The sequence below is a fragment of the Pseudoxanthomonas spadix genome (assembly GCF_003703395.1).
Taxonomy (GTDB): domain Bacteria; phylum Pseudomonadota; class Gammaproteobacteria; order Xanthomonadales; family Xanthomonadaceae; genus Pseudoxanthomonas_A; species Pseudoxanthomonas_A spadix.
This window is the reverse complement of sequence record NZ_RDQN01000003.1, coordinates 432,259-458,483: the sequence shown is the minus strand read 5'-3', so window position 1 is coordinate 458,483 and position 26,225 is coordinate 432,259. Positions and strand designations below refer to the sequence as shown.

Annotated in this window: 25 protein-coding genes; 10 read left to right on the top strand and 15 right to left on the bottom strand. The window is 67.9% G+C overall.

Annotated elements, in window-relative coordinates; translation table 11 throughout:
- Positions 1 to 121: 121 nt before the first annotated feature.
- The 11 genes from D9R12_RS07215 to D9R12_RS07165 all read right to left on the bottom strand — a co-directional run bounded on the left by D9R12_RS07215 (position 122) and on the right by D9R12_RS07165 (position 13,397).
- Entirely contained in the window at positions 122 to 1,036 is a 915-nt protein-coding gene (locus D9R12_RS07215; protein ID WP_147475061.1) for a hypothetical protein, read from the bottom strand.
- Positions 1,033 to 2,370, bottom strand: coding sequence for a glycosyltransferase family 2 protein (locus D9R12_RS07210; protein WP_244919630.1), 1,338 nt, complete (start codon positions 2,368 to 2,370; stop codon positions 1,033 to 1,035). Before D9R12_RS07210 ends, D9R12_RS07215 begins: the two co-directional genes overlap by 4 nt.
- A gap of 248 nt (positions 2,371 to 2,618) precedes the next feature.
- On the bottom strand, positions 2,619 to 3,881 hold the full coding sequence (locus tag D9R12_RS07205; protein WP_122229362.1) for a glutamate-5-semialdehyde dehydrogenase: 1,263 nt from the start codon (positions 3,879 to 3,881) through the stop codon (positions 2,619 to 2,621).
- Positions 3,878 to 5,068: a glutamate 5-kinase gene (gene proB, locus D9R12_RS07200; protein ID WP_122229360.1), complete on the bottom strand. Its 1,191-nt coding sequence runs from the start codon at positions 5,066 to 5,068 to the stop codon at positions 3,878 to 3,880. Before proB ends, D9R12_RS07205 begins: the two co-directional genes overlap by 4 nt.
- Positions 5,069 to 5,180: 112 nt before the next feature.
- On the bottom strand, positions 5,181 to 6,479 hold the full coding sequence (gene argH, locus D9R12_RS07195; protein WP_122229358.1) for an argininosuccinate lyase: 1,299 nt from the start codon (positions 6,477 to 6,479) through the stop codon (positions 5,181 to 5,183).
- Positions 6,480 to 6,606: 127 nt separating this feature from the next.
- Positions 6,607 to 7,563 (bottom strand): N-acetyl-gamma-glutamyl-phosphate reductase, encoded by a 957-nt coding sequence (gene argC, locus D9R12_RS07190; RefSeq protein WP_122229357.1) that lies wholly within the window; start codon positions 7,561 to 7,563, stop codon positions 6,607 to 6,609.
- Positions 7,564 to 8,889, bottom strand: coding sequence for an acetylglutamate kinase (locus D9R12_RS07185; RefSeq protein ID WP_122229355.1), 1,326 nt, complete (start codon positions 8,887 to 8,889; stop codon positions 7,564 to 7,566). It lies immediately after the preceding gene.
- 64 nt (positions 8,890 to 8,953) lie between these two features.
- Positions 8,954 to 10,048: an acetylornithine deacetylase gene (locus D9R12_RS07180; protein WP_122229353.1), complete on the bottom strand. Its 1,095-nt coding sequence runs from the start codon at positions 10,046 to 10,048 to the stop codon at positions 8,954 to 8,956.
- A gap of 155 nt (positions 10,049 to 10,203) precedes the next feature.
- Positions 10,204 to 11,475 (bottom strand): argininosuccinate synthase, encoded by a 1,272-nt coding sequence (locus D9R12_RS07175; RefSeq protein ID WP_122229351.1) that lies wholly within the window; start codon positions 11,473 to 11,475, stop codon positions 10,204 to 10,206.
- Between the two features lie 56 nt (positions 11,476 to 11,531).
- Positions 11,532 to 12,584 carry an N-acetylornithine carbamoyltransferase gene (locus D9R12_RS07170; protein WP_122229349.1) on the bottom strand — a complete coding sequence of 351 codons (1,053 nt, stop codon included), beginning with the start codon at positions 12,582 to 12,584 and terminating at the stop codon, positions 11,532 to 11,534.
- Positions 12,585 to 12,872: 288 nt separating this feature from the next.
- Positions 12,873 to 13,397 (bottom strand): hypothetical protein, encoded by a 525-nt coding sequence (locus D9R12_RS07165; protein WP_122229347.1) that lies wholly within the window; start codon positions 13,395 to 13,397, stop codon positions 12,873 to 12,875.
- Between the two features lie 139 nt (positions 13,398 to 13,536).
- Between D9R12_RS07165 and cysS the strand changes: the two genes are divergently transcribed.
- Together cysS and D9R12_RS07155 are read left to right on the top strand one after the other, a co-directional pair.
- The gene (gene cysS, locus D9R12_RS07160; RefSeq protein WP_122229345.1) at positions 13,537 to 14,901 is read left to right on the top strand and encodes a cysteine--tRNA ligase; all 1,365 of its coding nucleotides are present in this window, start codon (positions 13,537 to 13,539) and stop codon (positions 14,899 to 14,901) included.
- Between the two features lie 103 nt (positions 14,902 to 15,004).
- Positions 15,005 to 15,439, top strand: coding sequence for a SufE family protein (locus D9R12_RS07155; protein ID WP_122229454.1), 435 nt, complete (start codon positions 15,005 to 15,007; stop codon positions 15,437 to 15,439).
- A gap of 190 nt (positions 15,440 to 15,629) precedes the next feature.
- Here D9R12_RS07155 and D9R12_RS07150 read toward each other — a convergent pair whose 3' ends face one another.
- Genes D9R12_RS07150 through D9R12_RS07140 form a run of 3 tightly spaced genes read right to left on the bottom strand, consistent with a single transcriptional unit; the run spans position 15,630 to position 17,530 of the window.
- On the bottom strand, positions 15,630 to 16,349 hold the full coding sequence (locus D9R12_RS07150) for a DUF2058 domain-containing protein (protein ID WP_122229343.1): 720 nt from the start codon (positions 16,347 to 16,349) through the stop codon (positions 15,630 to 15,632).
- Positions 16,350 to 16,364: 15 nt separating this feature from the next.
- Positions 16,365 to 16,601, bottom strand: a complete 237-nt coding sequence (locus D9R12_RS07145) for a SlyX family protein (RefSeq protein ID WP_014160436.1) — start codon at positions 16,599 to 16,601, stop codon at positions 16,365 to 16,367.
- Positions 16,601 to 17,530: an FKBP-type peptidyl-prolyl cis-trans isomerase gene (locus tag D9R12_RS07140; RefSeq protein WP_122229341.1), complete on the bottom strand. Its 930-nt coding sequence runs from the start codon at positions 17,528 to 17,530 to the stop codon at positions 16,601 to 16,603. Before D9R12_RS07140 ends, D9R12_RS07145 begins: the two co-directional genes overlap by 1 nt.
- Positions 17,531 to 17,804: 274 nt before the next feature.
- On the opposite strand from D9R12_RS07140, the gene D9R12_RS07135 reads away from it, so the two are divergent.
- The 8 genes from D9R12_RS07135 to D9R12_RS07100 all read left to right on the top strand — a co-directional run bounded on the left by D9R12_RS07135 (position 17,805) and on the right by D9R12_RS07100 (position 23,332).
- Positions 17,805 to 18,056 (top strand): hypothetical protein, encoded by a 252-nt coding sequence (locus tag D9R12_RS07135; RefSeq protein ID WP_122229339.1) that lies wholly within the window; start codon positions 17,805 to 17,807, stop codon positions 18,054 to 18,056.
- Between the two features lie 5 nt (positions 18,057 to 18,061).
- Complete coding sequence (locus D9R12_RS07130; RefSeq protein ID WP_014160433.1) at positions 18,062 to 18,421, top strand: GntR family transcriptional regulator; 360 nt, start codon at positions 18,062 to 18,064, stop codon at positions 18,419 to 18,421.
- Complete coding sequence (locus tag D9R12_RS07125) at positions 18,418 to 19,317, top strand: ABC transporter ATP-binding protein (protein WP_122229337.1); 900 nt, start codon at positions 18,418 to 18,420, stop codon at positions 19,315 to 19,317. The genes D9R12_RS07130 and D9R12_RS07125 overlap by 4 nt, the downstream gene beginning before the upstream one ends.
- Positions 19,314 to 20,309 carry an ABC transporter permease gene (locus D9R12_RS07120; RefSeq protein WP_122229335.1) on the top strand — a complete coding sequence of 332 codons (996 nt, stop codon included), beginning with the start codon at positions 19,314 to 19,316 and terminating at the stop codon, positions 20,307 to 20,309. The genes D9R12_RS07125 and D9R12_RS07120 overlap by 4 nt, the downstream gene beginning before the upstream one ends.
- 20 nt (positions 20,310 to 20,329) lie before the next feature.
- Positions 20,330 to 21,178 carry a GIN domain-containing protein gene (locus D9R12_RS07115; RefSeq protein WP_122229333.1) on the top strand — a complete coding sequence of 283 codons (849 nt, stop codon included), beginning with the start codon at positions 20,330 to 20,332 and terminating at the stop codon, positions 21,176 to 21,178.
- Positions 21,179 to 21,214: 36 nt separating this feature from the next.
- Positions 21,215 to 21,847 (top strand): YggN family protein, encoded by a 633-nt coding sequence (locus D9R12_RS07110; protein WP_122229331.1) that lies wholly within the window; start codon positions 21,215 to 21,217, stop codon positions 21,845 to 21,847.
- A gap of 55 nt (positions 21,848 to 21,902) precedes the next feature.
- Positions 21,903 to 22,340, top strand: a complete 438-nt coding sequence (locus D9R12_RS07105; protein ID WP_014160428.1) for a hypothetical protein — start codon at positions 21,903 to 21,905, stop codon at positions 22,338 to 22,340.
- 539 nt (positions 22,341 to 22,879) lie between these two features.
- Positions 22,880 to 23,332 carry a c-type cytochrome gene (locus tag D9R12_RS07100; protein WP_210538808.1) on the top strand — a complete coding sequence of 151 codons (453 nt, stop codon included), beginning with the start codon at positions 22,880 to 22,882 and terminating at the stop codon, positions 23,330 to 23,332.
- A 571-nt stretch (positions 23,333 to 23,903) separates the two neighbouring features.
- Here the strand turns inward: D9R12_RS07100 and D9R12_RS07095 are convergent.
- A complete protein-coding gene (locus D9R12_RS07095) occupies positions 23,904 to 26,126 on the bottom strand; it encodes a penicillin acylase family protein (RefSeq protein ID WP_122229329.1) in 2,223 nt (740 codons plus the stop codon).
- Between the last annotated feature and the right edge of the window lie 99 nt (positions 26,127 to 26,225).

Genomic DNA, 26,225 nt, shown 5'->3' with positions numbered 1-26,225 from the left:
CCGACAGTCTATGCGCGGCGATTCCCCCTGGGGACCCCACTGATGGCACCCCTGCCGCCCGCACAGAGATCCGCTTCGGGGTGGATGCGTCGCGCGCACCGGCAGGTCTGGGGGACCCGCGTCAGAATGCGTAGCGCAGCTGTAGCTGGGCATAGCGGTAGTCGTAACCGCTATCGGTACTGCCGTTGATGGCCGGCATGTCGCTGTAGCCGGCGTCCAGCCGCAGCCACGCCTGTTTCCAGCGCGCGGTGTCCACGCCGAACTCAAGCAGGCGTGCCTGTCGCCACCCATCGCCACCGCTGCGCTGCCGGCCCAGGCCGCCGCGGGCAAACCATTGGTGGCCCCCCACGTAGCGGCGCCAGGCCAGCACGCCCAACGCCTGCCGGTAGTCGCCGGGAGCGAAGTAGTCGGCCTCGCCGGTGTGGCTGTCGTGGAAGTAGCGCGTGCGCAGTTGCAGGCTGAGGCCCTGCTGCGGCAACAATGCGAAGGTCAGGTTGGCGCGCACGTGCGTGCGCAGGTTGTCGCCGACGCCGAAGTCCTGGAGCCCGCCAAGCACGGTGCCACTCCAGCGCTCGGACAGGGGCAGGTCCAGCGCCGCGCCGGCATAGGTCTGGACCCAGCCATGGCGCACGCCCTGGCGCGTCTCCAGCACGTCACGCTCGGCGAAAAATTCCTTGCGATAGGCATCCTGGCTATGGATCGTGCCGCTGCCCAGCAGTCGGTGGCCGTTGCTACCCACCTTGCCCTCCCAGCGCCAGCTGCGCGCCGCGCCAGCGGCGTCCAGGTAGACACGCTGCTCCTGCTTGCGCCAGCCATCGCCGGAAAAGCGCGCGTCCTGGACCTGCACGCCGCTCCACTGGTCGGGGGCGGCGTAGCGCCAGTCCCAGCCCAGGCTGGTCTTGGTGGTGTGGTTGCCGTCCGAGTCGGAACTGGCCATCACCCCTGCCCGCGCAGCCTGCCGGTCCTGCGCCTGGGCCGCCGCGGCGGCCGGCACCAGCGCGCACACCATCGCCAGCGCCTTCAATGCATGGCTCATTTCGTTCCCCAGGTCTTGCGCAGGCCCAGGGCCTCCTTGGCGTAGCCCAGCACGCACACCGGCTGCAGGATCATCGTGTAGGCCAGGCTGTAGAACAGGAAGCCGGTGAAGTTGCGCCGCACCTTCAGGCCTTCTCTGCGGAACATCATCGCCTGCACGCGGAAGATCACCAGGTTCCAGATCATCGCCAGCGGCAGCACCAGCAAGGTCATCGGCCCGGCGATCCAGTACACGCCGAACAGCGCCAGCACCAGGCCGGGGATGAAGGCCAGCGTGTAGATCAGGTCCAGTGGCAGGAACAGCAGGTTCCACCAGATGAACAGCGTGCTCATGCGCGGCTTCAGCAGCAGGCCGCCATGGCGGGCGAAGGCCTCCATCAAGCCGCGCGACCAGCGCTGGCGCTGGCGCGAGAACTGCCTCAGCGTGGGCGGCACCTTGGTGAACAGGCAGGCGTCCTCGCAATAGCCGATCCGCGCGCCGGTCTTCAGCAGCGCCCAGGACAGGACGATGTCCTCGCCCACGCATTCGGGCCAGCCCCCGGCCTGGTTCAAGGCGGTGCGCGTATACAAGGAGAACGCGCCCTGGGCGACCAGGGTGCCGTGGTACATGCTCTGCACCCGCTTGACCGCGGCGATGCCATGGAAGTAGTCCCACTCCTGCGCGCGCGTGAGCAGGTTCTCGCGTGAGTTGGCCACCAGGACCGCACCAGCCACGGCCACGGTGTTGGGTGGATCGGACAGGTAACGGCCGACCAGTTTGCGCAGTGCGTCCGCGCGCAGGCAGCAGTCGCCATCGACGGTGATGACCAGTTCGCGCGCGGTTTCCCTCAGTCCACGGTTCAGCGCCTTGGACTTGCCCCCGTTGCGTGGCTGGGCCAGCACCCGGATCTGCAGGCCGGGCCGGGTGTGGATGCGCGCGGCTGCCTGCGCGATCACCAGGCTGTCGTCAGTGGATCCATCGTCGATGACGACCACTTCCACGTCTCCCGCATAATCCTGGCGGGCGAAGCTGGCCAGGGTCTCGGCAATGTTGTTGCCCTCGTTGTAGCAGGCCACCAGCACGCAGATGTCCGGATAGGCAGCCAGCGCCCGCCGCGGCGGGCGCCGGTCGGCCAGGATCGAACCGATCAGAAATGCGTTCATGAAGCCCGGGACATAGGCAATGAACGCGATCACCAGCAGTGCCAGCGCCAGGCCCAGCGGCTGGGACAGGTCATGCAGCCAGCGCATGGACAACACGACGCTGAGCACCGTCCACAGCAGCGCCACCACCAGGACCAGCGCGAATTTCGCGCGGACCGGGACATAGAAGTGCCGGGGCCGTCGCACGGGCACCGGTGCTCCGCCTGGCGCCGTGGGGGCGGCTTCCACGCCAAAGACGGGGGTATAAGTTTCAGGTTGCTGCATGGCCTTGCCAAGCGAGGGGGTGCCTCGCTTACGCATGTTTCATGCCAAATTCAAGCGCTTGATTCGCGGTTGGTGTCAGCGCCGTGAAGATGCGACATACGTCACTATTTGACGCAATGCACAACATCCATGCGCGAGAGCGATCCGCAGCCAGGTGGCCTCTGCCGCAGCGGGTTTCAGTCCACGCGGATCGGCACCCGGGTCTGGCCCTGTCCGTGGACGACGAAGCGCTCGACGGTGAGCGCTTCCAGGCCCATCGGCCCGTAGGAATGCAGGCGCGTGGTGGAAATGCCGATCTCCGCGCCCAGGCCGAGCTCGCCGCCGTCGGAGAACCGCGAGGACGCGTTGACCATCACCACCGCCGCGCGCAGTGCCGCGACGAAGGCGGTGGCGTTGGCTTCATCGGCGGTGGCGATCACCTCGGTGTGGTCCGAGCCGTAATGGCGGATGTGGGCGATCGCCTCGGCCAGGTCCGGGACCACGCGCACGGCCAGGATCAGGTCCAGGAATTCGGCGGCGTAGTCCTCCTCCGAGGCGGGCTTGGCCTCAGCCACCAGCCTGCGGGTGGCCTCATCGCCGCGCAGTTCAACGCCACGCGCCAGCAGCGCCCTGGCCGCCAGCGGCAGGAACACCGGCGCGATGTCCTGGTGCACCAGCAGCGTTTCTAATGAATTGCAGGCGCTCGGGCGCGAGACCTTGCCATCGACCAGCAGCTTGAGCGCCAGATCGACATCGGCGCTGGCATCGACGAACAGGTGGCACACGCCCTTGTAATGCTTGATCACCGGCACCCGCGCGTGCTCGGCGACGAAGCGGATCAGGCCTTCGCCGCCGCGCGGGATGGCCAGGTCGACGATGTCGCTCAGTTGCAGCAGCTCGAGCATGGTCTGCCGGCGCAGGTCGGTGACCAGGGTCAATGCGGCTTCGGGGACTGCGGCCTGGCGCAGCGCGCCTTGCAGGGCCTGCGCAATGGCGGTGTTGGAATGGATCGCCTCCGAGCCACCGCGCAGGATCACGCCGTTGCCGGCCTTGATGCACAGCGCTGCCGCATCGGCGGTCACGTTGGGCCGGGCCTCGTAGATCATCGCAATCACGCCCAGCGGCACCCGCACCTTGCTGACCTGGATGCCGTTGGGACGGGTGTCGCTGCGGGTGACCTGGCCGACCGGATCGGGCAAGGCGGCCACCTCGCGCAAGGCCGCGGCGATGCCGGCGATGCGTTCGGGATTGAGCATGAGCCGGTCGAGCATGGCGCTGCCGATGTCTTTTTCGCGCGCGGCCTGCAGGTCCTGTTCGTTGGCCGACAGGATCGCGTCCTGTTGGGTTTCCAGGGCCGAGGCCATCGCCTCCAACAGCGCGGCCTTGTCGGCCGAGGACAGCTGGGCCAGGGTCAGCGAGGCTTCGCGGCAGGCCAGCGCCTGGGTCTTGATGTCGCTCATCGTGGAGTCCTCGGAAGTGGAGCGGCGCTGGCCAACAGCACCAGGTCGTCGCGGTGGATCACGTTCTCACCATAGCTGTAGCCCAGCACGGCCTCGATGTCACGCGAATGGCGGCGGGCGATGCGGCGGATGTCGGCCGCCGAATACTGGGCGATGCCGCGCGCCAGCGGGCGCTGACCGTCGGCGTCGCCGGTGCGCACCAGCACCATGTCGCCGCGGCGGAAATCGCCTTCGGCGCCGGTCACGCCACCGGGCAGCAGCGATGCGCCCTTTTCGACCAGCGCCGCGGCGGCGCCGGCATCGATCAGGATCGCGCCCGGTTCGACCGGCGCGTGCCGCAGCCAGCCCTTGCGCGCGGCGATGCGGGTCTGCGCGGCATGGATGCGCGTGCCGCTCAGTCGGTCCTGCGCCAGGCCGCGCACGACCTCGGCATTGCGGCCGTTGAACAGGTAGGTCTCCACGCCGGCCGCACCGGCCTTGGCGGCGGCCTCCAGCTTGGTGCGCATGCCGCCGGTGCCGACACTGCTGCCGCTGCCGCCGGCCATGGCCAACACCTCCGGCGTCAGCAGCTGCACTTCATCCAGCGGGCGCGCGGCCGGGTTGCTGCGCGGATCGGCGGTGTACAGCCCATCGATGTCGGTGGCGATGAACAGGGCATCGGCATCGACCAGCGCGGCGACGATGGCCGCCAGGTTGTCGTTGTCGCCCAGCTTGAGCTCGTCCACCGAGACGGTGTCGTTCTCGTTGATCACCGGCAGGGTGCCCAATCGCAGCAATTCCAGCAGCGTGGCGCGCGCATTGAGGTAGCGGCGGCGATTGCGCAGGTCGTCGTGGGTCAGCAGCACCTGGGCGACCGGACGTTCGAAAAAACGCTGCCACAGCGCGATCAGCTGCGCCTGACCCAACGCGGCCAGCGCCTGGCGCGCGGCGATCGCCCCGCCCGCGTCGGCCACCCTGGGCACGATCGCCCGCCCGGCCGCGACCGCGCCGGAAGACACGATCACCACTTCGCGCCCGGCCTGCACGTGCGCCGAGACGAACTGCGCCAACCCCAGCGCGAAACGCGGCGACAGGCCCACGCCATCGGCGGCCAGCAGACTGCTGCCCACCTTGAGCACCGCCCGCCGCCAGGTCGGGATCGGCTGCGGGGTGAAAGGCGTGGCAACCAGGGAAGCGGTGTCGTTCATGCGCTCGATCGATGGGAGGGGTGGATTGCGATGCCGCGTGTCAGGCGGCGTATTCCATTATCAGTTCGACTCGGCACATCCATGTGCCTGCCCTTCGGGCCGGCTTCGCCCCTCACCCTTCCAACCCCTCCCACCGCGCCAGCAACACCTCCAGCTTCAAGTCCGCTGCCGCCCCCGGCGACACCCGCGCCGCCAGGCTGGCTTCCGGCGTACGCCCCTGCCCGGCAGTGTCCGAAGCCGCCGCAGCGGCCCGGTACGCCTCGCGAAACGGCACGCCCGCAATGGCTGCCTCAACCGCCACGTCCGTTGCATACATGCCCGAATCGATCGCCGCGCGCAGCTTGTCGGGCCGCCACTCCAGGTTGGCCAGCAGCGCCGGCAGCAGTTCCAGCGCCGCCAGGCCGCGGCCGAAGCCATGCACGATCGCGCCCTTGCTGCCCTGCAGGTCCCGGTGATAGCCCGAGGGCAGCGACAGCAGCTGTTCGATCCCGGTGCGCGCGGCGGCCACGCTGGCGTGGGTGGCGCGCATCAGCTCGATCACGTCCGGGTTGCGCTTGTTGGGCATGATCGAACTGCCGGTGGTGTACTGCGCCGGCAGCGCCACGAAGCCGTACTCGGCGCTGGTGAACAGCGACAGGTCCCAGGCGATGCGGCGCAGGTCCAGGGTGGCCGCGCCGAGGGCTTCCAGTGCGGCCAGTTCGAACTTGCCGCGCGAAAGCTGGGCGTAGATCGGTGAGACCTGCATCCGCGCAAAGCCCAGCGCGGCCGTGGTGTGCGCACGGTCCAGTGCCAGGTTGACGCCGTAGCCGGCCGCGGTCCCCAGCGGATTGCAGTCCACCAGCCGCAAGGTATCGGCCGCGCGCACCGCGTTGTCGATGAAGCCTTCGGCCCAGCCGGCCCACCACATGCCCGCCGAGGACACCACTGCGCGCTGGATATGGGTGTAGCCGGGAATCGGCAGGTCCTTTTCCGCCTCCGCGCGGTCCAGCGCCACTTTGGCGACCTCGCGGCTCAGCTGGGCCACGGCCTGCAGCTTGTCCTTCAGCCACAGACGGGTGGCCACCAGGATCTGGTCGTTGCGGCTGCGCCCGGTGTGGATCTTGCGACCGGCATCGCCCAGGCGTTCGGTCAGGCGCGCCTCGATGGCCGAATGGCAGTCTTCGTACTGCTCATCCAGCACGAACGCACCGCTGCGGAAATCGTCGGCCAGTATGGCCAGTTCGCGCTTGAGCCCATCCAGTTCTTCCGGCGAGAGGATGCCGATGTGCTGCAGGCCCTCGGCATGGGCGGTGCTGGCGGCGATGTCGTAGAGGAAGAACTCGCGGTCCAGGATCACGTCGTCACCGGCCAGGAAGGCCTGGATCTTCGCGTCCACTGCAACGCCGGGCTTTTGCCAGAGCAGGTTGGTCATTGGTGTTCTCCTGCGATGCCGGCCATTGCCAGCATCGATGCCTGTGTCTTGCTTGATGTGGGAGTCGCTTCAGCGGCGATGGGGTCCGAGGGGACAGCCCATCGCCGCTGAAGCGGCGCCCACGATTTCAATGCGCAATGGAGGTCAGCTCATCCAGGCCCAGGGCCAGGTTGAGGTTCTGCATGGCCTGGGTGGCCGCGCCCTTGAGCAGGTTGTCCAGGGTCGAGACGATGACCACGCGCTTGTTGCCCGGCGCAGTGGCGAACGCGCCGATCTGCACGCCGTGGCGGCCGGCGATGCGGCTGACCCACGGCGCTTCATCGATCACCTCGATCAGCGGCTCGCCGGCGTAACGGGCCTGGTAGCGCGCCTTGATGTCCTCGCGCGTCATCGGCTGCTGCAGCCACAGGTTGACGGTCATGGTGATGCCGCGGAAATGCGGCGCCACGTGCGGCATGAACTCCACCGGGAGGCCCAGTTGCGCGGAGACCTCGCGTTCGTGCAGGTGGTTGGTCAGCGCATACGGCATCAGGTTGTCGCGCAGCAGCGCCGGGTCGTTCCGGTCCGAAGGCGTGGTGCCGGCGCCGGAATAGCCCGACACGCCAAAGCACACCGGCGGGCCGGCCAGCTGGTCCAGCAGCGGCGCGATCGCCAGCTGCATCGCGGTGGCATAACAGCCCGGATTGCTGATGCGCCGCTGCCCGGCGTACTTGCCACGGGTCAGCTCGGGCAGGCCGTAGTACCAGCCCGGATCGAAGCGGTAATCGGCCGACAGGTCGACGATGATCGTCTGTGGCGCGGTGGCGTCGATCGCCTTGACGTAGGGCTCGGCCTTGCCGTTGGGCAGCGCCAGGATCACCGCGTCGGCGCCCTTGGCCGCGGCCGCATCGGGATCGAGGTTTTCATAGTGCAGCGGGCCGGCGTAGGCATCGCTGTGGTCGGCGACCGGCTGTCCGGCCAGTTCGCGCGAGGACACGAACGCCAGTTCCAGCTGCCGATGGTGGGCGATCAGCTTGATCAGCTCGGCGCCGGTATGGCCGCGTGCGCCGATGATGCCCACGGTAAAGCGCGTCTTGGAAGTCATTCAGCCCTCCAGGGTCGGCACGCGCGTGGCGCAGTGGGCCACGCACCGCTTGATCTGGTCGAAGTCGTCCATGCCATACCAGAACACCTTCCACTTCTCCTGCTTGAAGCAGCCGTCGGACTCGGCATAGTAGAAAATGTTGACCTGATTGTTGTGGCGCGAGCGCCAGAACAGCTGCGGGGTCTGCTCGCGCATCACGTTCCAGACCGCACGGCCCAGGCCTTCGCCCTGCGCGTCGTCGGACACCGCGAACTTGTCCAGGTACACCATGCCCGCGCCCTCGGTGAGGATGATCGCGGCACGATAGTTCTCGCTGACGTAGGCGCGCAGCAGCGGGGTCTTGTCGAAGTAATCCGGCACCAGGGTGCGGCGAAAGCTGGATTCGATCAGCGCCCTGAGCCTGGGCAGGTCCAGTTCATCCCAGGAGGTGGCCTTGAGCACGCGCTCGCCGCGCCGCACCAGGGTGCCCGAGCCCTTGTGGGTGAACAGCTCCTTGGCTAGGTCCGCCGGGCGGGTGATGGACACCGAGGATTCCATCGGCAGCTTGTCCAGCAGGTCCTTGATCTGCTCGATCTTGACCCGCATGCCACCGTGGATCCACGGCTGGGCGATCAGGTGCGCGTACTCGGTGGACAGGTTGATCGAGTCGATCACCTTGCCGTTCTGGTCCAGCAGGCCGCCGGTGCCGGTGAGGAAGATGATCTTGTACGGCTGCAGTTCGCGCACCAGCTCGTTGGCGGCAAAGTCGGCGTTGATGTTGAGGATCTGCCCGGACGGGGTTTCGCCCAGGCTGGTGATCACCGGGATCGAACCGGCCTGCAGGCTGGCCTCGATCGGCGCCAGGTTGACGCCCTTGACCTCACCGACCAGGCCATAGGTGTCCTGGTCCAGGTAGTCGGCTTCGAACACCCCGCCGGTGATCGAGGTGGCACGCGCGCCGGCGGCCTGCAGCGCCTCGACCAGCTTGAGGTTGGACGCCTGGAACACCTTGCGCACGATCGCCAGGGCCTTGGGCGAGGTCACGCGCAGACCATTGATGGTCTGCTTCTCGATCCCGGCGGCCGACAGTTCCGCATCCAGCTGCGGGCCGGCGCCGTGCAGCACGATCGGGGTCAGGCCGACCTCCTGCAGGAAGGTCAGTGAGGAGGTCAGGTCGTCCAGCTCGTCGCGCAGCACCGCGCCGCCGACCTTGACCACCGCAAAGCGCTTGGCATCGAGCTGCGAGAAACGCTTGAGGTACTGGCTGATTTCCTTGGCGCTGGCCATGCTCGAAAGCAGGCGGACGATGGTCTGGCGGGTCTGGGCGTGGCTGGCGGGAATGTTCACGGTGTGCGGTGGGGCTCTAAGAAGGTGGCGGGCGGCGCGCAGGCCGGCTTGGCGCGCTGGAGACTCAGCGCCCGTTGATGATGTGATGCACCGATTCGGCGTAGCGCTGCAGCTGTGCCAGGGCCACGAACTCATCGGCGGTGTGCGCCTGGGCGATATCGCCCGGGCCATAGACCAGCGCGGTGTAGCCAGCGGCCGAAAACAGCGAGGCCTCGGTCCAGAAATCCACCGCGTTGCCGATCGGCAGGTCCAGCGCATCGGCCACCTCGCGCGCAGCCAGGCGCTTGTCCTCGGCGCGGGCGATGTCGCCGGCCGGCAGACTCGGCCCGCGGAAGGTTTCGGTGAAGCCGGCCGCGGCCGGTTCGGCCAATCCTGCGAAGGTTTCCAGCAGCTGGTCCACGTCCATCGATGGCAACGGGCGGAAACCGAAGCGCAGCTCGGCCTGCGGCGCGATCATGTTGGCCTTGATCCCGCCTTCGAGCCGGCCGATGTTGAAGCGCAGCCCGGTCAGTCCGCCAAAACGCGCGTGGCTGAGCGATTGCACATGATCCAGCGCCCGGCAGCCCCAGCCGATGGCCTGGTGCAGCGCGCTGGCCGCCGGATCCTGCTCGCCCGCCGCATGCCCGGCGCGGCCGGCGAACTGCATCAGCACCGAACTGATCCCGCGATGGGCCAGCACTGCCTCACCCATCGTCGGCTCGGCCACCAGCACCGCCCTGTAGGGCAGGCCGCGCGCCAGGAACGCGGCGATGCAGCGCGGATCGTTGGCTTCCTCGTCGGAAGAAAACAGCAGCGCCGCATCGCCCTGGCCGGCGTTGACCGCAGTCAGCAGCGCGGCGGCCGCGCCCTTGATGTCGCACGCGCCCAGGCCGATCACGCGGTCCGATGCGCGCCGCAACACGTGCGGATCGGCGCTCCAGTGCGGCGAATCGGGCACCGTGTCCAGGTGCACGTTGAACAGGTACCGGGGCGCACCACGCACCGCATACAGGCTGACCGCGCCGGCGCCGTGGTCGATCACTTCCACGTTGAAGCCGGGCAGGTTCGCGCGCAGGTAATCGAAGATGCCGCCGGTGCCGATCGCACGCGGCGGGTTGCGGGTGTCGAAGGACACCAGCTTTTCCAGATGCTTCAGCGTGTGCTCGAGCAGGCAAGTCATCAACAAGGTCTCAAGTGGTGCAACGGGTCAGGCCGCGGCCGGCGGCTACACACGCATATCCCTGCGGGTCGTGTCGATTGCCATGGGTTTGGAAATCAAAGCAAGCACAGTGCGAACCGAATGAAGAACCGCCAACGCGACATGCAACGACACGCTCACTCCTCACTCCTCACCCCTGCATCGGCGCCATTGACCTGCGCATACAGCGTGGAACTCATGCCAAATAGCTTGATGAAGCCTTCGGCCTCTTCCACACCCCAGTCGGCCGACTGCGCGTAGGTGGCCCCCTTGGCGTTGAGGATGTGCGGCGATTTGACCGCGACCGCATCGACGCGACCGCCGCGGGTTTCCAGCACCACCTCGCCGTTGACCTTGGCCTGCGAGGATTGCAGGAACGCCTCCAGATCGGTCTTGAGCGGGTCGTGATAGAAGCCCTCGTAGACCAGCTCCACCCACTTGCGCGCCACTTCCGGCTTGAAGCGGTTCTGCTGCTTGGTCAGCACCGCTTCTTCCAGCGCCCGGTGCGCGGTCAGCAGCGAGACCAGGCCCGGGGCCTCGAACACGATCCGGCCCTTCAGCCCGATCACGGTGTCGCCGGTGTACACGCCGCGGCCCACGCCGTAGGCCGCAAACAGCGTGTTGAGCCTGGCCAGGAGCTTCTCGCCGGCCAGCTTTTCGCCATCCAGCGCCACCGCCTCGCCGTTGACGAAGGTCAGGGTCACCGACAGTGGGCTTTCTGGCCAGGCCGCGCGCGGCGCGCACCAGCCGCGCGCGCCTTCGCCCGGCGCTTCCCACCTGTCGATCTCGCCGCCGGACATGGTCAGGCCCAGCAGGTTCTCGTTGATGGTGTAGGCCTGCTGCTTGGCGCGCACGCCGAAGCCACGGTCTTGCAGATACTTCTGCTCGTAGGCGCGGGTCTGGGTGTGCTCCTTCTGGATCTCGCGGATCGGGGCGACGATCTGGTAATCGCCCAGCGCCTTGATCGCCAGGTCGAAGCGCACCTGGTCGTTGCCCATGCCGGTGCAGCCGTGCGCGATGGCCTTGGTGCCCAGCTCGGCGGCGCGCTTGAGCGCGGCCTCGACGATCAGGTAGCGATCGGACACCAGCAGCGGATACTGGCCCTGGTAGCCCTCCCCGGCCCACACGAACGGCTTGACGAAGCCGTTCCAGATCGCCGGGCCGCCATCGACGGTCACGTGGCTGGCCGCGCCCAGTTCGGCGGCACGCTTTTCGATGAAATCGCGTTCGTCGGCATCCACCCCACCGGTATCGGCAAACACGGTGTGCACCGCGTAGCCCTGCTCCTGCAGGTAGGGAATGCAGAAGCTGGTGTCCAGGCCGCCGGAAAAAGCCAGCACGATGTCTTTCGAGCCGGGACTGGGGACTCGGGACTCGGGATTGGAGGGGCTGGCTGGGTGCTGTGACATCGGAAAACTCCAGAAGGGAAAGTAGCGAAGCGAAAGGCCAGAACGGCGATGGGGCTTTACCGGTCCCGGGTCCCGGGCCCCGGGCCCCGAGTCGTCGCGCCCTGCGCGACCAGGGCCGCCATGATCGCCTTCTGCACGTGCAGTCGGTTCTCGGCCTCGTCGATGGCGATGCACTGCGGCGAATCCATCACCGCATCGGTGGCCTTGACGTTGCGGCGCAGCGGCAGGCAGTGGCTGAAGACGCCGTTGTTGGTCAGGGCCATCTTGGCCTGGTCCACGATGAAGTGCCTGTACTGCTCGCGGATCGGCTTTTCCCGCTCCCAGTTGCCGAAATACGGCAGCGCGCCCCAGCTCTTGGCGTAGACCACGTCGGCATTGGCGTAGGCGCTGTCGATGTCGTGGCTGACCTGGATCGAGCCGCCGCTTTCATCGACGTTGTCCCGCGCCCAGCCCATGTAGCGCTCATCAAGGATGTACTCGGGCGTCGGGCACAGCAGGGTCACGTCCATGCCCATGCGGGTGGCGATGGTCAGGGCCGAGTTGGCCACCGCAGTGTTGAGCGGCTTGGGATGGTAGGTCCAGGTCAGCACGTACTTCTTGCCGCGCAGGTCGCTGCTGCCGAAGTGTTCCTGCAGCGCCATGATGTGGGCCAGTTCCTGGCACGGATGGGTGATGGTCTCCATGTTGATGACCGGCACCGGGCAGTACCTGGCAAAGCTCTTGAGCACCCGGTCCTGGCGGTCGATCGCCCAATCCACGAACTTGGGGAATGCACGCACCGCGACCAGATCGGCATATCGGCCCAGCACCTGCGCCACCTCGGCGATGTGCTCCTCGGCCTCGCCGTCCATCACCGCGCCCAGGTCGAACTCGATCGGCCATGCATCCTTGCCCGGCTGCAGCACCACCGCGTGTCCGCCCAGCTGGAAGGTCCCCAGCTCGAAACTGGTGCGGGTGCGCATGGACGGGTTGAAGAACACCAGCGCCACCGACTTGCCTTTCAGCTCGTTGCCCAGCTTGTTGCGCTTGAACAGCGCAGCCTGGGTGAGCAGGGCGTCCAGGTCCGCACGGGACCAGTCCTGGGTGTTCAGGAAGTGCTTCAGGGCCATCGAATCATCCTTTGCGGCGAGGGCGGCGCGCGATGCGCGGTTGCGGGCGAAACCTTTCTGTCACGGAAAAACGAAAAAACCCAGCCTGCTGGCTGGGTTTTCCCGGTAAATGCAAGACGACCTCCGGTAACCCAGCTAGTTGCAGGCGTCCGGTCGACGGGCACGCGAGGTCATGCCCGAGGCCATCCGGGCCGAACTTGCGTGCTGGTGCGAAGAGGTCTTCATCGGGCGCGAATCCTCGCACGTGCGCATGTTGCGGCGCAAGGCTTGGCGCCGGGTGCGCGGGGTTTATGGATTGCCCGCGCGGATCTGGCCCGGCGCATAGGGCATCACCGACACCCGGATGCGCAACCGGTTGCCCGGATCCTCGGCCAGGCGCGAGCGGTACTTGCTGCCCTTGTAGACGTAATCCACGTCGTAGGCGATCGGCCGGCGGAACTCGCGCTCGACCGTGACCATCCTGCAGTTCTGCCCGGGCGCCGGCGGCGTGGCCGCCTGCGGGTTGGGCTCGGCCGCATCCTTGTCATCGCTGCCGAAGATGCCCTTGACCGAATCGACCATGCGCGCAATGCGGCCTTCTTCCCTGGGCTTGTCGGCGTCGGCATCGACGCTGGGCGCATCGGCCGGCCGATCGCACTGCTGCTCGTTGCGGCTGGCACGCAGGACCTGGTAGACCGGCTCGACCGAGAGCACCTGGGCGTAGTCGATGCGCACGTTTTCCATGGGAACCACCGTCGTCTGCTGGGCAAACGCGGCCGGCAGCGGGGCCGACAGGCAGGCAAGCAGGAGGGCACGGAAAGCTCGGGGGGGCATGCAGCGACACTAAGCAGCGGACGACCAGGTCGACGACGGCACAGTGTAGGCAGCGCGAAACACCCGGGGCTGAATCCGGGCTGTCAGCGATCCTGGCGGGTCGCTAGAATCGCGGATCTGCCTCTCACGTACGGCCCCCATGCCCCTGCAGCTGTTCAACACCCTGTCGCGCACCGTCGAACCGTTCGCCCCGCTGGACCCGGCCTGCCCCACCATGTATCTGTGCGGCCCGACGGTCTACAACTACGTGCACATCGGCAACGCCCGCGGCCCGGTGGTGTTCGGCGTGCTGGCCCAGCTGCTGCGTCGGCGCTACGGAAACCTGCGCTACGCGCGCAACATCACCGACGTGGACGACAAGATCAACGCCGCCGCTGCCGAACAGGGCGTGCCGATCGCCGCGATCACCGACAGGTTCACCGCCGCCTACCGCGCCGACATGGCCGCCCTGGGCGTGGCGCCGCCGGACATCGAGCCGCACGCCACCGCGCACATCCCGCAGATCATCACGATGATCGAGCAGCTGATCGAAGGCGGCCACGCCTACGCTGCCGACGGCCACGTGCTGTTCTCGGTGGACTCGTTCGACCGCTATGGCCAGCTCTCGCGCCGCGATCCGGACGAGATGCTGGCCGGCGCGCGGGTGGAGGTGGCACCGTACAAGCGGCACGCCGGCGACTTCGTGCTGTGGAAGCCCTCCACCGAGGAACTGCCCGGCTGGGATTCGCCGTGGGGCCGCGGCCGCCCGGGCTGGCACATCGAATGCTCGGCGATGGCCGCCGCGCATCTGGGCCCGACCCTCGACATCCATGCCGGCGGCGTGGATCTGCAGTTCCCGCATCACGAAAACGAAGTGGCGCAGAGCGAGTGCGCGCATGGCGGCCAGACCTTCGCCCGGTTCTGGTTGCACAACGGCATGCTCAACTTCGGCGGCACCAAGATGAGCAAGTCGATCGGCAACATCGAACGCGTGCACGACCTGCTGCAGCAGCACCCGCCCGAGGCGCTGCGCTACGCATTGCTGTCGGCGCATTACCGGCAGCCGCTGGAGTGGTCCGATGGCCTGATCGAGCAGAGCGTGCGTACCCTGGACCGCCTGTACGGGACGCTGCGCGATGTGGCCGATGTGCGGGCCGAAGGCGTGATCCCGGCCAGCATCGAGGCGGCGCTGGACGACGACCTCAATACGCCGCAGGCGCTGGCCGAGCTGGCGCGCATCGCCGGTCAGGTGCGCAGGGCCAGCGGCGATGGGCGCGCGGCGCTGAAGTCGCAGCTGCTCGGCGCCGGCCTGGCGCTGGGCCTGCTGCAGCAGGCGCCGGCCGAATGGTTCAGCCGCGGCACCTCCGGCGACGATGATGCGCGCATCCAGGCGCTGGTGGAGGCACGCAGCGCCGCCAAGGCCGCGCGCGACTTCGCCCGGGCCGATGCGATCCGCCAGCAACTGGCCGAACAAGGCGTATTGCTGGAAGACACCGCCCAGGGCGTGCGCTGGAAACGCGCATGAGCTTCAGCCGCGCCCATCCCGAGGCCAAGGCCTCGCTGGCTTCCCGCCTGCGCGGGAATGACGACTCGAGAGAATTCCGGCTGTGAATGACACCGTGTTTCCGATGGAACCCACCGCCGCCCAGGCACAGGCGGCGATCAAGGAAGAATTTGCGTTCTTCTCCGACTGGGCCGAACGCTACCAGTACCTGATCGACCTGGGCCGCAAGCTGCCCCCGTTCCCCGACGCGTGGAAGACCGAGGAGCACCGCCTGCTCGGCTGCCAGTCGATGGTCTGGATCGTGCCGCAGGGCGACGCGCAGCGGCTGGAGTTCCAAGCGGTGAGTGATTCGGCCATCGTCTCGGGCCTGATCTTCCTGGCGCTGCGCGTGTACTCGGGCCGGCCGGCGGCCGAGATCCTGGCCACCGAACCGGACTACATCGCCGACATCGGCCTGGCCAAGCACCTCTCGCCCACCCGCAGCAACGGCCTGGCCTCGCTGCTGGCCTTCATCCGCAAGACCGCCCAGGCCGCCGCGCCGCCCCCCAAAAAACCGTAGGGCGGGTCTTGACCCGCCATTGCCATGGCCGTTGAACCTGCATGGCGATCGAAACCCGCCATTGCCATGGCCGTTGAACCTGGCATGGCGATCGAAACCCGCCATTGCCATGGCCGTTGAACCTGGCATGGCGATCGAAACCCCACATCGCCATGGCCGTTGAACCGCGCATGGCGGGTCAAGACCCGCCCTACCAGATCAGATCGTCCGGCACCTGGTATTTGGGGTCGGCATACGGATCTTCCTCGGCGGTGGCATTGGGGTCCACGCGCAGGGCCACGGCCGGGGGGAACACCGCTTCCACTTCGTCCAGCAGGGCGGCAGTGACCAGCAGGTAGCGGCCGGCCTGCTGGACGATGCCCAACTGGCCCGCATTGAGCGCGCCGAGCTGTTCGGCGGTGACGTGGATGCGCTTGATCTTGCCGCCGTAGGGGAAGTGTCGCACCAGCTCGGCAGCCGGGTCATTGAGCGTCTTGCCTTCGATCAGGGCGTCGACCCTGGCCCGCGCCTCGCGGCGCAGGCGGGCCTGCTCCTGCTTGAGCCGCTCGGCCTCGATGCGCTCTTGCTTCTCGCGCTGGGCGCGGATCGCGTAGGCCTTGGCCAGGTCGATGTCCTCGCGCGAACGCGCCGGCCTGTTTGCCCCGCGCTGGCCACCGGGACGGCCCTGCGGCGTCGCCTTGTTGCCTGGCGCAGCACCGCTGCCCGACGGGTTGCCACCCGGCTTGCCACCGGCGTGCTGACGGCGCTCGTCCCTGGCGCCCGGCGGGCGCGGGCCCCGCGCCGGGTGCTGCGGGCGACCCGGGGGCTTGCCCCCGGGCTTGCGCTCGGCCGGGCGTTCGGACTTGGGCTCAGGCTTGGGCGCCGGCTTGAAACCCAGCCCCAGCAGCTGGTCTCGCAGTGAGTCTGTCATCGGTCCGGCTCTGGATCAGTAGTGCGGGGGCGGCGGCTCTTCGCCCGGGTCTGCATAGAGTTCGGTACGGACCTTGCGCAGGTCCGCGAGCAGGTGGCCGATCATGCCCGCGTTGCGGTTGCCTTCCGCACGTGCATCGGCCAGGGCCTGGCTCAACTCGGCCAGGGCGTGTTCCTGGAAGGCAAGCCTGGTCTCCAGCTCGACCAGGCGTTGCTCCAGCGCCTCGGGCAGGGCAGGGTCGGCCGGCTGCATTACTTGACGATGCCAATCAGTTCCACATCGAAGGTCAGGGTGGCATCCGGGCCGATCGGACCGCCCGGGGTGCCGGCCTGGCCGTAGGCCAGCGAGGCGGGAATCCAGAAGCGGTACTTGGAGCCAACCGGCATCAGCTGCAGGCCTTCGGTCCAGCCCGGCACGACGTTGGCCAACGGGAAGGTGGCCGGCTCGCCGCGCTGGTAGGAGCTGTCGAACACGGTACCGTCCAGCAGCTTGCCTTCGTAGTTCACGCGCACGGTGCTGGCGGCGGTCGGACGCTCGCCGCTGCCGGCGCGCAGGACCATGTACTGCAGGCCCGACGGGGTGGTGACCACGCCCTTGGCGGTCTTGTTCCTTGACAGGAACGCGGCACCTTCGTCGCGGTTGCGCTGCGCCTGGCCGGCCTGGCGCTCGCTGGCGTAGGACTGCACGGCCTGACGCGCCTGGTCCTCGGTCAACAGCGTGTTGCCCTTGGCGAACACGGTGCGCACGGCCTGCATCACCACCGGCAGGTCCACTTCATCCTTCAGCGGGGCCAGCTTGGGGCCGATCATGTAACCGCCGATCAGTGCACCGACGTCCTGCTTGTTGACGGCCGGAGGCTGGCTGCCCGGCGGCTGGCCCGGCGGCGTCTGCCCGGCCTTGGCGGCCAGGTTGGCGCGCAGCGCGGCGTCGGTGGCCTGGGCATCGGCTTCGCTCAGGGTCGGTTGCTCGCCCTTGAGGGCGCCCTGCAGCGCGGTCTGCAGGCTGGCCGGATCGATATAGTCGGCGACCGGGGCGAACGAGCGGCCGATGTCCATGCCGATGGCATAGCTGACCTTCTCGCGCTGGGTGTCCAGCGTCTGCTTCTCCTGCGCCACTGCGTTTCCTCCGATCAGGGCCGAGGCCAGGCACACGCCCGCCACCCAAGTGCCAAACGATTTCATCCGGTGCATTCCTCATGCGGCAAAAAGCGCCGGAGCATCCCGGCGCGACAGGCGCATATTGTGGCATGGGCGCATGCGGCAGGCAGAATCGCCGGCCTGTAGTGAAGGCCAGGCCCCGGGGTTTGCGAGTGAGCCGGCCACTTGCGTCCATGCGGGCTGGCGCCCGATGCGCCCCGCCCTGCCCTTGCCGAGCACAAGCCTTCGCCCCTGTTGACGACCTGTCTCCTTGTGTTGTAGTTTACTACAACACCATTAATCCAGGGCAGGGGACGCAATGGACAGCAGCCGCAAACGCTCCGCTACGATCTGGCTCGGCCTGACCTTGCTGGCCTTGGCCGTGGCCGGCCTGATGGCACAGGTCCATCGGCAGCAGGCCGCCGCCACGACCGAGACGGTGCTGCAACCGGTGCTGGACACCCGCCCGGGCACGCGCCCTTCCCCCGCCCAGGACGCCGCCCACCCTCGGCGTCCCGCACTGTCGATGCCCTACTTCTCATTCGCCCGTCTGTTGCGACCCGGGAGCTGAAACCCATGACATCCGTCCAGTGGAGCGACCGCGCTCCCATCTACCGTCAACTCAAGGAGAAAGTCATCGCCATGATGCTCGATGGTGAACTCAAGCCCGGCGATGCGCTGCCTTCGGTGCGCCAGGTCGCGGCCGACTACCAGCTCAACCCGATCACCGTTTCGCGCGCCTACCAGGAACTGGCCGACGAAGGCCTGGTCGAGAAACGCCGCGGCCTGGGCATGTTCGTCACCGAGCAGGCGGCCAGGAAACTGCTGGCCACCGAGCGGGTGCGCTTCCTGACCGAAGAATGGCCGGCCGTGGCCACGCGCATCGCGCGCCTGGGACTGAAGCTGGAAGACCTGCCCAAGGGAGACAAACCATGAACGCGGCGATCGCACCGGTCGTGCAGGCCCAGGGCCTGCGCAAGACCTACCGCAACAAGACCGCCCTGGACGGCGCCAGTTTCACCATCGAAGCCGGGCGCATCGTGGGCCTGATCGGCCCCAACGGCGCCGGCAAGACCACCGCGCTCAAGGCCATCCTGGGCCTGACCCCGTTCCAGGGCGAGCTGCAGGTGCTGGGCATGGACCCGCGCAGCAGCCGCGACGCGCTGATGAACGATGTGTGCTTCATCGCCGACGTGGCCGTGCTGCCGCGCTGGATAAAGGTTTCCGAGGCGATCGACTTCGTCGACGGCGTGCATCCGCGCTTCGATCGCGCCAGGTGCGAGCGCTTTCTGGCCGGTACCCAGCTCAAGCCCAACCTGCGCGTGCGCGAAATGTCCAAGGGCATGATCGTGCAGCTGCACCTGGCCCTGGTGATGGCCATCGACGCGCGCCTGCTGGTCCTGGACGAGCCGACCCTGGGCCTGGACGTCCTCTACCGCAAGCAGTTCTACCAGCGTCTGCTGGAGGACTACTTCGACGAGCACAAGACCATCATCGTCACCACCCACCAGGTGGAGGAGATCGAGCACATCCTGACCGACGTGATGTTCATCCGCGACGGCAGGATCGCCCTGGCCGCCAGCATGGACCAGGTCGCCACCCGCTACACCGAGGTGCTGGTGTCCGAGGCCGCCGCGGCGCAGGCGCGTGCCCTCCATCCCATCGACCAGCGCGCCCTGCCCTTTGGCAAGACCGTGATGCTGTTCGATGGCCAGTTGCCCGATGGCACGCCTTCGGGGGTGACCCGCGAACAACTCGCCGCGTTCGGCGAAACCCGCAACCCCGGCCTGGCCGACCTGTTCGTGGCCATCATGAAAGGAACCTATGCATGAACGCCCCTGCCCGCACTCTGACCAAGCCCGGCGTGTTCGGCTGGCTGCTGCGCCGCGAATACTGGGAAAACCGCGGCGGCTTCCTTTGGGCCCAGTTGATCACCGCCGGCATCATCCTGGTGTTTGCCGCGCTGGGTGCGGTGATTGGTGCGATCCAGCTGCGCGGCAAGATGCCGGGCGACTCGGTCCCCTCCAACTTCGACGGACTGGCCCAGGGCTTCGGCGCCACCGGCGATTTCGCCCTGCTGGCCGGCTTTGCCATCGCCGGGGTCGTGGTCGCCTTCGTGGTGTTCTTCTACTGCTTAGGCAGCCTGTACAACGACCGCAACGACCGCAGCGTGCTGTTCTGGAAGTCGCTGCCGGTGTCCGATGCGATGACCGTGGCGTCCAAGCTGACCTGGGCCCTGCTGCTGACCCAGATCATCTCGCTGGTGGTCGGCCTGCTGATCGGCCTGGGGCTGTGGGTGATCATCGCCCTGTCCTCATCGTTCGCCGGGATGCCAGGGGCCGGCGCGATCTTTACCGCCTCCCATCCGTTCCGGGTGATCGGCACCATGCTGACGACCCTGCCGATCTATGTGCTGTGGTCGCTGCCGGCCATCGGCTGGCTGATGCTGTGCTCGGCCTGGGCCAGGCGCGTGCCGTTCCTGTGGGCGGTGCTGGTGCCGCTGCTGGCCTGCATCGTGATCAGCATCATGGGCGCCATGCCCGGTCTGAGCTTGCCACTGGGTGGGGTGTGGTACGTGGTGATGTACCGCGGCCTGCTCAGCGTGCTGCCGGGCACCTGGATTCCGGCCGAAACGGCCCGCCACGAGACGGTGGAAAGTGCCAGCCGCCAGATCGACAGCCCGGCCGGCATGCTGGACATGGTCCTGCACCACACCAGCAATCCGTCCATCTATGCCAACCCCGACCTGTGGATCGGCGTGGTGGTGGGCATCGTCCTGATCACGCTGGCCGTGATCGTCCGCCGTCGCCGCGACGACGCCTGAACCTTCCAGGGAGCTTGACCATGAAGTCCACGAACCGTTTCCTGCTGATCCCGGCCCTGGCGGCCGCATGGTTGGCCGCCCCACTGCTGGCCAGCGCCGAGGACGGGCACTGCAAGTTCTCAGAGCCGCGTTCGCTGAAGCTGGACCTTGCCGGGGCCACGTCCGTGCTGTTCGAGGTCGGCTCCAGTGGCCTCAAGCTCAAGGCCGCCGCGGGCGCCGACAATGCCTTGGCTGGCCGGGCCTGCGCCAGTAGCCAGGACCTGCTCAAGGGCCTGATCGTGACCCAGAAGCGGTCGGACGACAAACTCATTGTCAGCCTGACCGAGGACCGGCCCATCAGGATCAGCTTCGGCAGCAGCTATTCCTACCTGGACCTGACGGGCGCAGTGCCCAACGACGTGTTGGTCCAGCTGGACGTCGGCTCGGGCGATGCGACCCTCAGCGGCGCCAGGGCCGCCAGCGCCGACGTGGGCTCGGGCGATGTCGACCTGCACGACATCGCCGGCCTGGTCACCGCCAAGATCGGCTCGGGCGCCCTGAAACTCAATGGCGCCGGTGCGCTCAAGGTGCTGAGCATCGGCTCGGGCGAGCTGGAAGCCGCCCGCGTCGCCGGCAAGGCCGAGCTCGGCAGCGTCGGCTCCGGCGATCTGACCCTCAATGGCGTCGGTGGCGGCGTCTCCTTGAGGTCGATCGGCTCGGGCGACGTGGACCTGCACGATGTCACCGGCGATGTCGAGGTTGGCGCGATCGGCTCGGGCGAGCTGACCATCCGCAACGTGCGCGGCAATCTGACCGTCCACAGCCGCGGCAGCGGCGACCTCGACCAGCGCGGCGTGACCGGCACGGTCCAGGTGCCCGAAGAACACTGATCTTCCGCTGTTTCCTACCACCAGGAGCACCACGCCATGACCACCCAACTGTTGCGCACCCTGCTGGCGACCACTCTGCTGACCCTGGCCGCATGCCAGCCAAGCACCGGCAACGGCGGCCTCGCCCAAGGCATCAACCAAGCCCAGAAGGGCCTGCAGAAAGCCTCCGAGGAAATGGAGAACGCCAGGCAGGAAATCGCCCAGGCCCAGCACAAGCTGGACACCGAGAACATGTCGCTCGGCGACAGTCGCCCCGGCCTGCCCAAGGCCGAAGTCACGCCCGCCGGCGAACTGCTGGTCGATGGCAAGCCGGTGGCGATGACGCCTGCGCAGAAGGCGCTGGGCCTGGCCTATCGCACCCAGCTGCAGGGCGTGGCCAGCGATGGCATCGCCATCGGCATGGAAGGCGCCAGGCTGGGCATCGATGCGGCCGCTGCGGCGCTGAAGGGCCTGATGAACGGCGATGGCGGCCAAGCGGCCGGCAAGCAGACCGAAGCCATCGCCAGGGAACGGATCCAGCCGCAGGTCGCGCGCCTGTGCGCGCGCCTGCCCGCACTGCTCCAGGCCCAGCAGGCCTGGGCCGCGGCGCAGCCGGAGTTTCGCCCCTACGCCACGATGGACCAGTCTGACGTGGATGACTGCAAGGACAAGGGCATCGTCAACCTGTGACAGCGGCCGGGACGTTTGCGCAGGTCCCGGTCGATGGCTCGCTTACAATCGGCCCATGCACATTCCGACCAAGCCCTTTCTGCTTGCCGCCCTGGCCGCCCTCTCGCTGGCAGCCTGCGGTGGCGGCGACGACAAGGCCGCACTGTCGCGCGCCGAGCGCGCCAGGCCTGCCACCTCGGTGACGACGATGCAGGTGTCCATGCGCCAGCCGCCCGGCGCGGCGGTGAGCATCGGCCCCGACGGCACGCTGAAGATCGACGATGTGGTGTTGCCGCAACCGCCGGAAAAACGGCAGCAGCTGCAGAACTACTTCGGCCAGCTGCAGATGCGCCGCCAGCAGGCGCTGCCGCAGCTGCAGGCCAGCGGCGGCATGCCGGTCACCATCGCGCCCGATGCCCAGCTCAAGCCGCTGCAGGAACGGCTGATGGCCGACTTCCCCGAGCTGCGCCCCTACCAGGACAGTCTTGAAACCATCCGGCTGGAAGCGCGATAGGCGATTGCCGCGCATTGGACGCGAGTGCAAAAGCCGGTGCTGACGCCGGCTTTTTTCGGGTCGGTCGAACGCCCCGGCTCCTCCGCGCGGCGACAAGGGGCGTGGATCGGCACGCGTCGAACGGTGCGATCGTCATTCCCGCGCAGACGGGAGATGCTTTTCAAAAGCCTGGTGAGCCTCTTGCGAAATTCCCCGACGAGGCTGATTTTCTCACCGGCGATAGCGGTGAAAAGAGTAGAGCGGGTGTTGTCATTGAAGGCATGATGGAGTTGTCGAGGACTCACCAGCACCGGCCGAATGAATACTGCCCTGCGCGAACGCCTGACGCCATTCCACCGCCGCGACGGATGTCATTTCGCGGTGCGTTCATGGTTCTCGCGCGCACAGGCCGAAACGAGATGGGCGTGAAGGACGGGGGATGCCTTGGTGCGCGTGCCGTCCGCTCCGCGGTGGCGGCGGCCGTGCTTGTTGTTGCCACTGGCTTGGCGTAGAAGTGGAAGCGTCTGGATTTCGGGCATCCACCGTCAGCAGGCCGGCCAATGAAATATCTCGCCTTGTTCGTCTTGATTGTCGTCGTGCTGGCGGCCTGGGCCGGCGTGACCGGCACGGATACCGGATGGTGGCCTGGATCGCACGCCGGACAATTCCAGGGCATGCACCATGGCATGCACGGCATGATGGGGCGGCCTCGCGAGGCTGTTCCCGTCGATGCGCCGGCGGCGCTCGACCAGTACGCATGCAGCTCCTGTCACGCGCTGCATGATGGCGGTGTGGGGCCGGCGTTTGCCTGGATCGCATGGCGCTATCAGGGACAGCCCGGTGCCCAGGACGCGGTGGCGTCATTCATCACGCAGGGTGGGCAGGGGGGGCCCTGGGGCGGCGTGATGCCGAACCTTGCGGTGCCCCCGGCGCAGGCGCGCGAGTTGGCGCAATGGATTCTCGCGCTGCCGCCCGAGGTGCCACCCGATCCCCAGCGCTTTCGGCCGCAGTAGCCCGCTGGGTGGGCGTGGACATCTTCTTCGTGCTCAGCGGCTTCCTGATCGGCAGCCAGCTGCCGGCGCCGCTGGTGCGCGGCTGGACCTGATCTCGGCGTGGTTGGAGATCTCCTGCGGGCGCAGCACGATGCGCTGGCGGTAAGGAAGGCGCCAGACCAGGCTGGACCACCAGAGACGCTCGACATGTTGTTCGCGTTCGCGCTGGCGTTGCCTCCTGGCGGCACCTGGGCCCAGGAAACCGCGCCGACGCCCACGGTGACCGTCGGCGACACCTTGCCGCCGGGCGCTGCCCTCGCGCCCGGCCGCAACCAGAACTTTCATCGAGCCTGGTCGATCGCAGCAGCACGCCAGCGAACGTCTGGATCGGCCCGCGTTTCCACGACGAGCCGGCGAAAGTGCGTTGCAACCCGCCGGCGCGCGAGCGCTTGGGCCTGCGCATGCTCACCGGCACCTTCAGCGCGGCGAGCGTGGCCAATGGCGCTGTTGCTCGCCTGTTTCGCCGCGATGCGTGAGGCGTGTGGCGTGAGGCATTAGCCTGCCCGCGCGTGGCCGCAGCAGACGCGGCCATTCACTGGCCCGGATGGTAGCTGCGCTCGGTGTGGCCCTTCAGTTGCTCCGGCCAGAAGTACACCTCGCGCAGGTTGCCGATGGTGTAGCGCTCGGCCTGGTCGTTGAAGTGCTTCGATTCCGGCTGGCCGCTCTCGCCGCCAGCGGTGATCGCGCGGGCGCTCACCCTGGGGCCGAACTCCACCACCGCCACGAAGCTGTTGCCGCTGGTGCCGTAGTAGCGCCGGGTGCCCGGCCAGCGATGCGCGCCGAAGGAGGCCAGCGAGCCCCAGCGCGAGGAGGTGAACGGTACCGGGGTGCTTGGCTTGCCGTCGTCGAACGGTTGCCCGATGGCGCCGGTGAGGCGCTGGAAGCGGTTCACCTCGCCCCACGGCACGCCCCAGTGGCCGAAGTCGCGCTGCAGTCGGTCCACCGCTTCGGCCAGCGCATGCAGGCGTTGCTGCGGGCCGGCCTTTTCGGCCATCACCTCGTAGATCGACAGGCCTTCGGCGGTGTCCGCCTTGCTCACTTCGTCCCACAGCGTATCGCCCCAGAACACCGCCAGCGTGGTCGGCATCGAGGCGATGCCCCAGCGGTAGTCCCACGGGCGCAGCAGGGCGATCGGGCCGCGCAGCTTCGCTTTCAGCGGGTCGCTGGCCGGCAGCGCATCGTAGTCGCCGATCAGCACCGGCAACTGGCGCGCGAACGCAGGCAGGTAGGGGTCGAATGCCATGGCGATCAGCGACGAGCGCGTCACGTCCCTGGCACCGGTGAGCAGGCGCGTGGCGTGCAGGCCGCGCGGGTTCTCGCCGAAGGTGTCCATGTAACGCGGGAAGTCGGCCTGCTTGGGGCTGTTGGGCCCGGCGGCCGAGTAGGGCCAGTCGTTGGTGTTGAAGGCCCAGCCGTTCGGCGGGTTCACCACCTGCGGCAGCTGGTCCAGCGGGGTGAGGCCGCGCCAGTCGGTGGCCGGGTCCGCGCCGTCCACCGGCTTGGTGTAGTCGAAGCGGTCGTCGCGCCGGGGCACGAACTGCGGCATCAGGAAGGCGATCTGGCCCTTGTCGTCGGCCAAGAGCGTGTTGTTGGACGAGTTGGCCTTGAGCTCGGCCACCTTCATGTAGCTGGCCAGGTCGTGCGTTTTGGTGCGCAGCCAGCTCTGCTGCAGCGCCGGGATCGGCGTGTTCATCAGCGCCTGGGCAATCCACTTCTCGCCGTCCTTGCGCACGATCGGGCCGTGGTGGGTGAAGTACGCGGTGAAGCTGCGCCGGGACAGCGTGCCGTCCGCGGTGCGGTAAGGCACGCTGATCTGGCGCGTGGTGACCGCGCGCAGCTCGCTGCCGTAGCGATAGAACGGCTTGCCGTCCTTGCGCACGATGGTCTCGGCGAACTCGTCCACCGCGTCCAGTCCGGTGGAGGTGTGCATCCAGCCCACGTGCTGGTTGAAGCCCTGGTAGATGAAGAACTGGCCCCAGGTGACCGCGCCGTAGGCGTCGAGCCCTTCGTCGCTGGACATCTGCAGCTCGGAGCGAAAGAAGAACGAGGTGTGCGGATTGATCAGCAGCAGGGCGTGGCCGTCGGCGGTGAGCTTGGGCGCGATGGCGATGCCGTTGGAGCCGGTCGGCTCGACCCAGCTCGGATGCGTCTGGAGGGTCGCCAACGGCGCATCGCCGCTCTGGCCGTAGAAGTCCTTGAGCTGCTTGAGGTCGACCCGCTCGATGTCGCCGCCGATGCTGCCCTCGGTGAAGGAAAGCGCCATCCACGGCTCGAAGTGGGTGATCACTTCGGGGTGCACCTGCGGATGGGTGGCGAGGTAGTGGTTCAGGCCATCGGCCCAGGCGTCCATCAGCCGGCGCAGCCAGGCCGGACTCTGCGCGTAAAGCTTCTTCAGCTCCACCGGATCGATGAACAGCTTCTGCCGCAGGTCCAGCCAGATCGCAGAATCGCCCTTGACCTCGGCCATGCGTCCGAGCGAGAGCAGGTAGTTGGTTTCCACGCGGTGGAAGTCGTCCTCGGCCTGCGCGTAGGCCATGCCGAACACGGCGTCGGCATCGGTGGTGCCGCGCACGTGGGCGATGCCCCAGTCGTCGCGGGTGATCGTCACCGCCTGCGCCTGGCGCTGCATGCGCGCCTGCGCGGTGTCGCTGGCATGGGCCGGTGCGCCGCCCAGCAGGCCAATGACCAGTGCGAGCGCCGCGGTGGCGATGCGGGCAGGGTGTCGCGGCGCGCGGGACGCGGAACGGATCGACATGGAGTTTCCCCTTCGGTCGGCAAGCCCCCTGTTTTAACGCACCCGGTCGCGCTTGGCGACAGCCATCACGCCCCGGTGGGCGCCTGCCTCGGCAACCCG

Coding starts and splice junctions, on each gene's coding strand:
- D9R12_RS07215 (WP_147475061.1), bottom strand. CDS start 1,036: ATGAGCCATGCATTGAAGGCGCTGGCGATGGTGTGCGCGCTGGTGCCG.
- D9R12_RS07205 (WP_122229362.1), bottom strand. CDS start 3,881: ATGAGCGACATCAAGACCCAGGCGCTGGCCTGCCGCGAAGCCTCGCTG.
- proB (WP_122229360.1), bottom strand. CDS start 5,068: ATGAACGACACCGCTTCCCTGGTTGCCACGCCTTTCACCCCGCAGCCG.
- argH (WP_122229358.1), bottom strand. CDS start 6,479: ATGACCAACCTGCTCTGGCAAAAGCCCGGCGTTGCAGTGGACGCGAAG.
- argC (WP_122229357.1), bottom strand. CDS start 7,563: ATGACTTCCAAGACGCGCTTTACCGTGGGCATCATCGGCGCACGCGGC.
- D9R12_RS07180 (WP_122229353.1), bottom strand. CDS start 10,048: ATGACTTGCCTGCTCGAGCACACGCTGAAGCATCTGGAAAAGCTGGTG.
- D9R12_RS07175 (WP_122229351.1), bottom strand. CDS start 11,475: ATGTCACAGCACCCAGCCAGCCCCTCCAATCCCGAGTCCCGAGTCCCC.
- D9R12_RS07170 (WP_122229349.1), bottom strand. CDS start 12,584: ATGGCCCTGAAGCACTTCCTGAACACCCAGGACTGGTCCCGTGCGGAC.
- D9R12_RS07165 (WP_122229347.1), bottom strand. CDS start 13,397: ATGCCCCCCCGAGCTTTCCGTGCCCTCCTGCTTGCCTGCCTGTCGGCC.
- cysS (WP_122229345.1), top strand. CDS start 13,537: ATGCCCCTGCAGCTGTTCAACACCCTGTCGCGCACCGTCGAACCGTTC.
- D9R12_RS07155 (WP_122229454.1), top strand. CDS start 15,005: ATGGAACCCACCGCCGCCCAGGCACAGGCGGCGATCAAGGAAGAATTT.
- D9R12_RS07150 (WP_122229343.1), bottom strand. CDS start 16,349: ATGACAGACTCACTGCGAGACCAGCTGCTGGGGCTGGGTTTCAAGCCG.
- D9R12_RS07145 (WP_014160436.1), bottom strand. CDS start 16,601: ATGCAGCCGGCCGACCCTGCCCTGCCCGAGGCGCTGGAGCAACGCCTG.
- D9R12_RS07140 (WP_122229341.1), bottom strand. CDS start 17,530: ATGAAATCGTTTGGCACTTGGGTGGCGGGCGTGTGCCTGGCCTCGGCC.
- D9R12_RS07135 (WP_122229339.1), top strand. CDS start 17,805: ATGGACAGCAGCCGCAAACGCTCCGCTACGATCTGGCTCGGCCTGACC.
- D9R12_RS07130 (WP_014160433.1), top strand. CDS start 18,062: ATGACATCCGTCCAGTGGAGCGACCGCGCTCCCATCTACCGTCAACTC.
- D9R12_RS07125 (WP_122229337.1), top strand. CDS start 18,418: ATGAACGCGGCGATCGCACCGGTCGTGCAGGCCCAGGGCCTGCGCAAG.
- D9R12_RS07120 (WP_122229335.1), top strand. CDS start 19,314: ATGAACGCCCCTGCCCGCACTCTGACCAAGCCCGGCGTGTTCGGCTGG.
- D9R12_RS07115 (WP_122229333.1), top strand. CDS start 20,330: ATGAAGTCCACGAACCGTTTCCTGCTGATCCCGGCCCTGGCGGCCGCA.
- D9R12_RS07110 (WP_122229331.1), top strand. CDS start 21,215: ATGACCACCCAACTGTTGCGCACCCTGCTGGCGACCACTCTGCTGACC.
- D9R12_RS07105 (WP_014160428.1), top strand. CDS start 21,903: ATGCACATTCCGACCAAGCCCTTTCTGCTTGCCGCCCTGGCCGCCCTC.
- D9R12_RS07100 (WP_210538808.1), top strand. CDS start 22,880: ATGAAATATCTCGCCTTGTTCGTCTTGATTGTCGTCGTGCTGGCGGCC.
- D9R12_RS07095 (WP_122229329.1), bottom strand. CDS start 26,126: ATGTCGATCCGTTCCGCGTCCCGCGCGCCGCGACACCCTGCCCGCATC.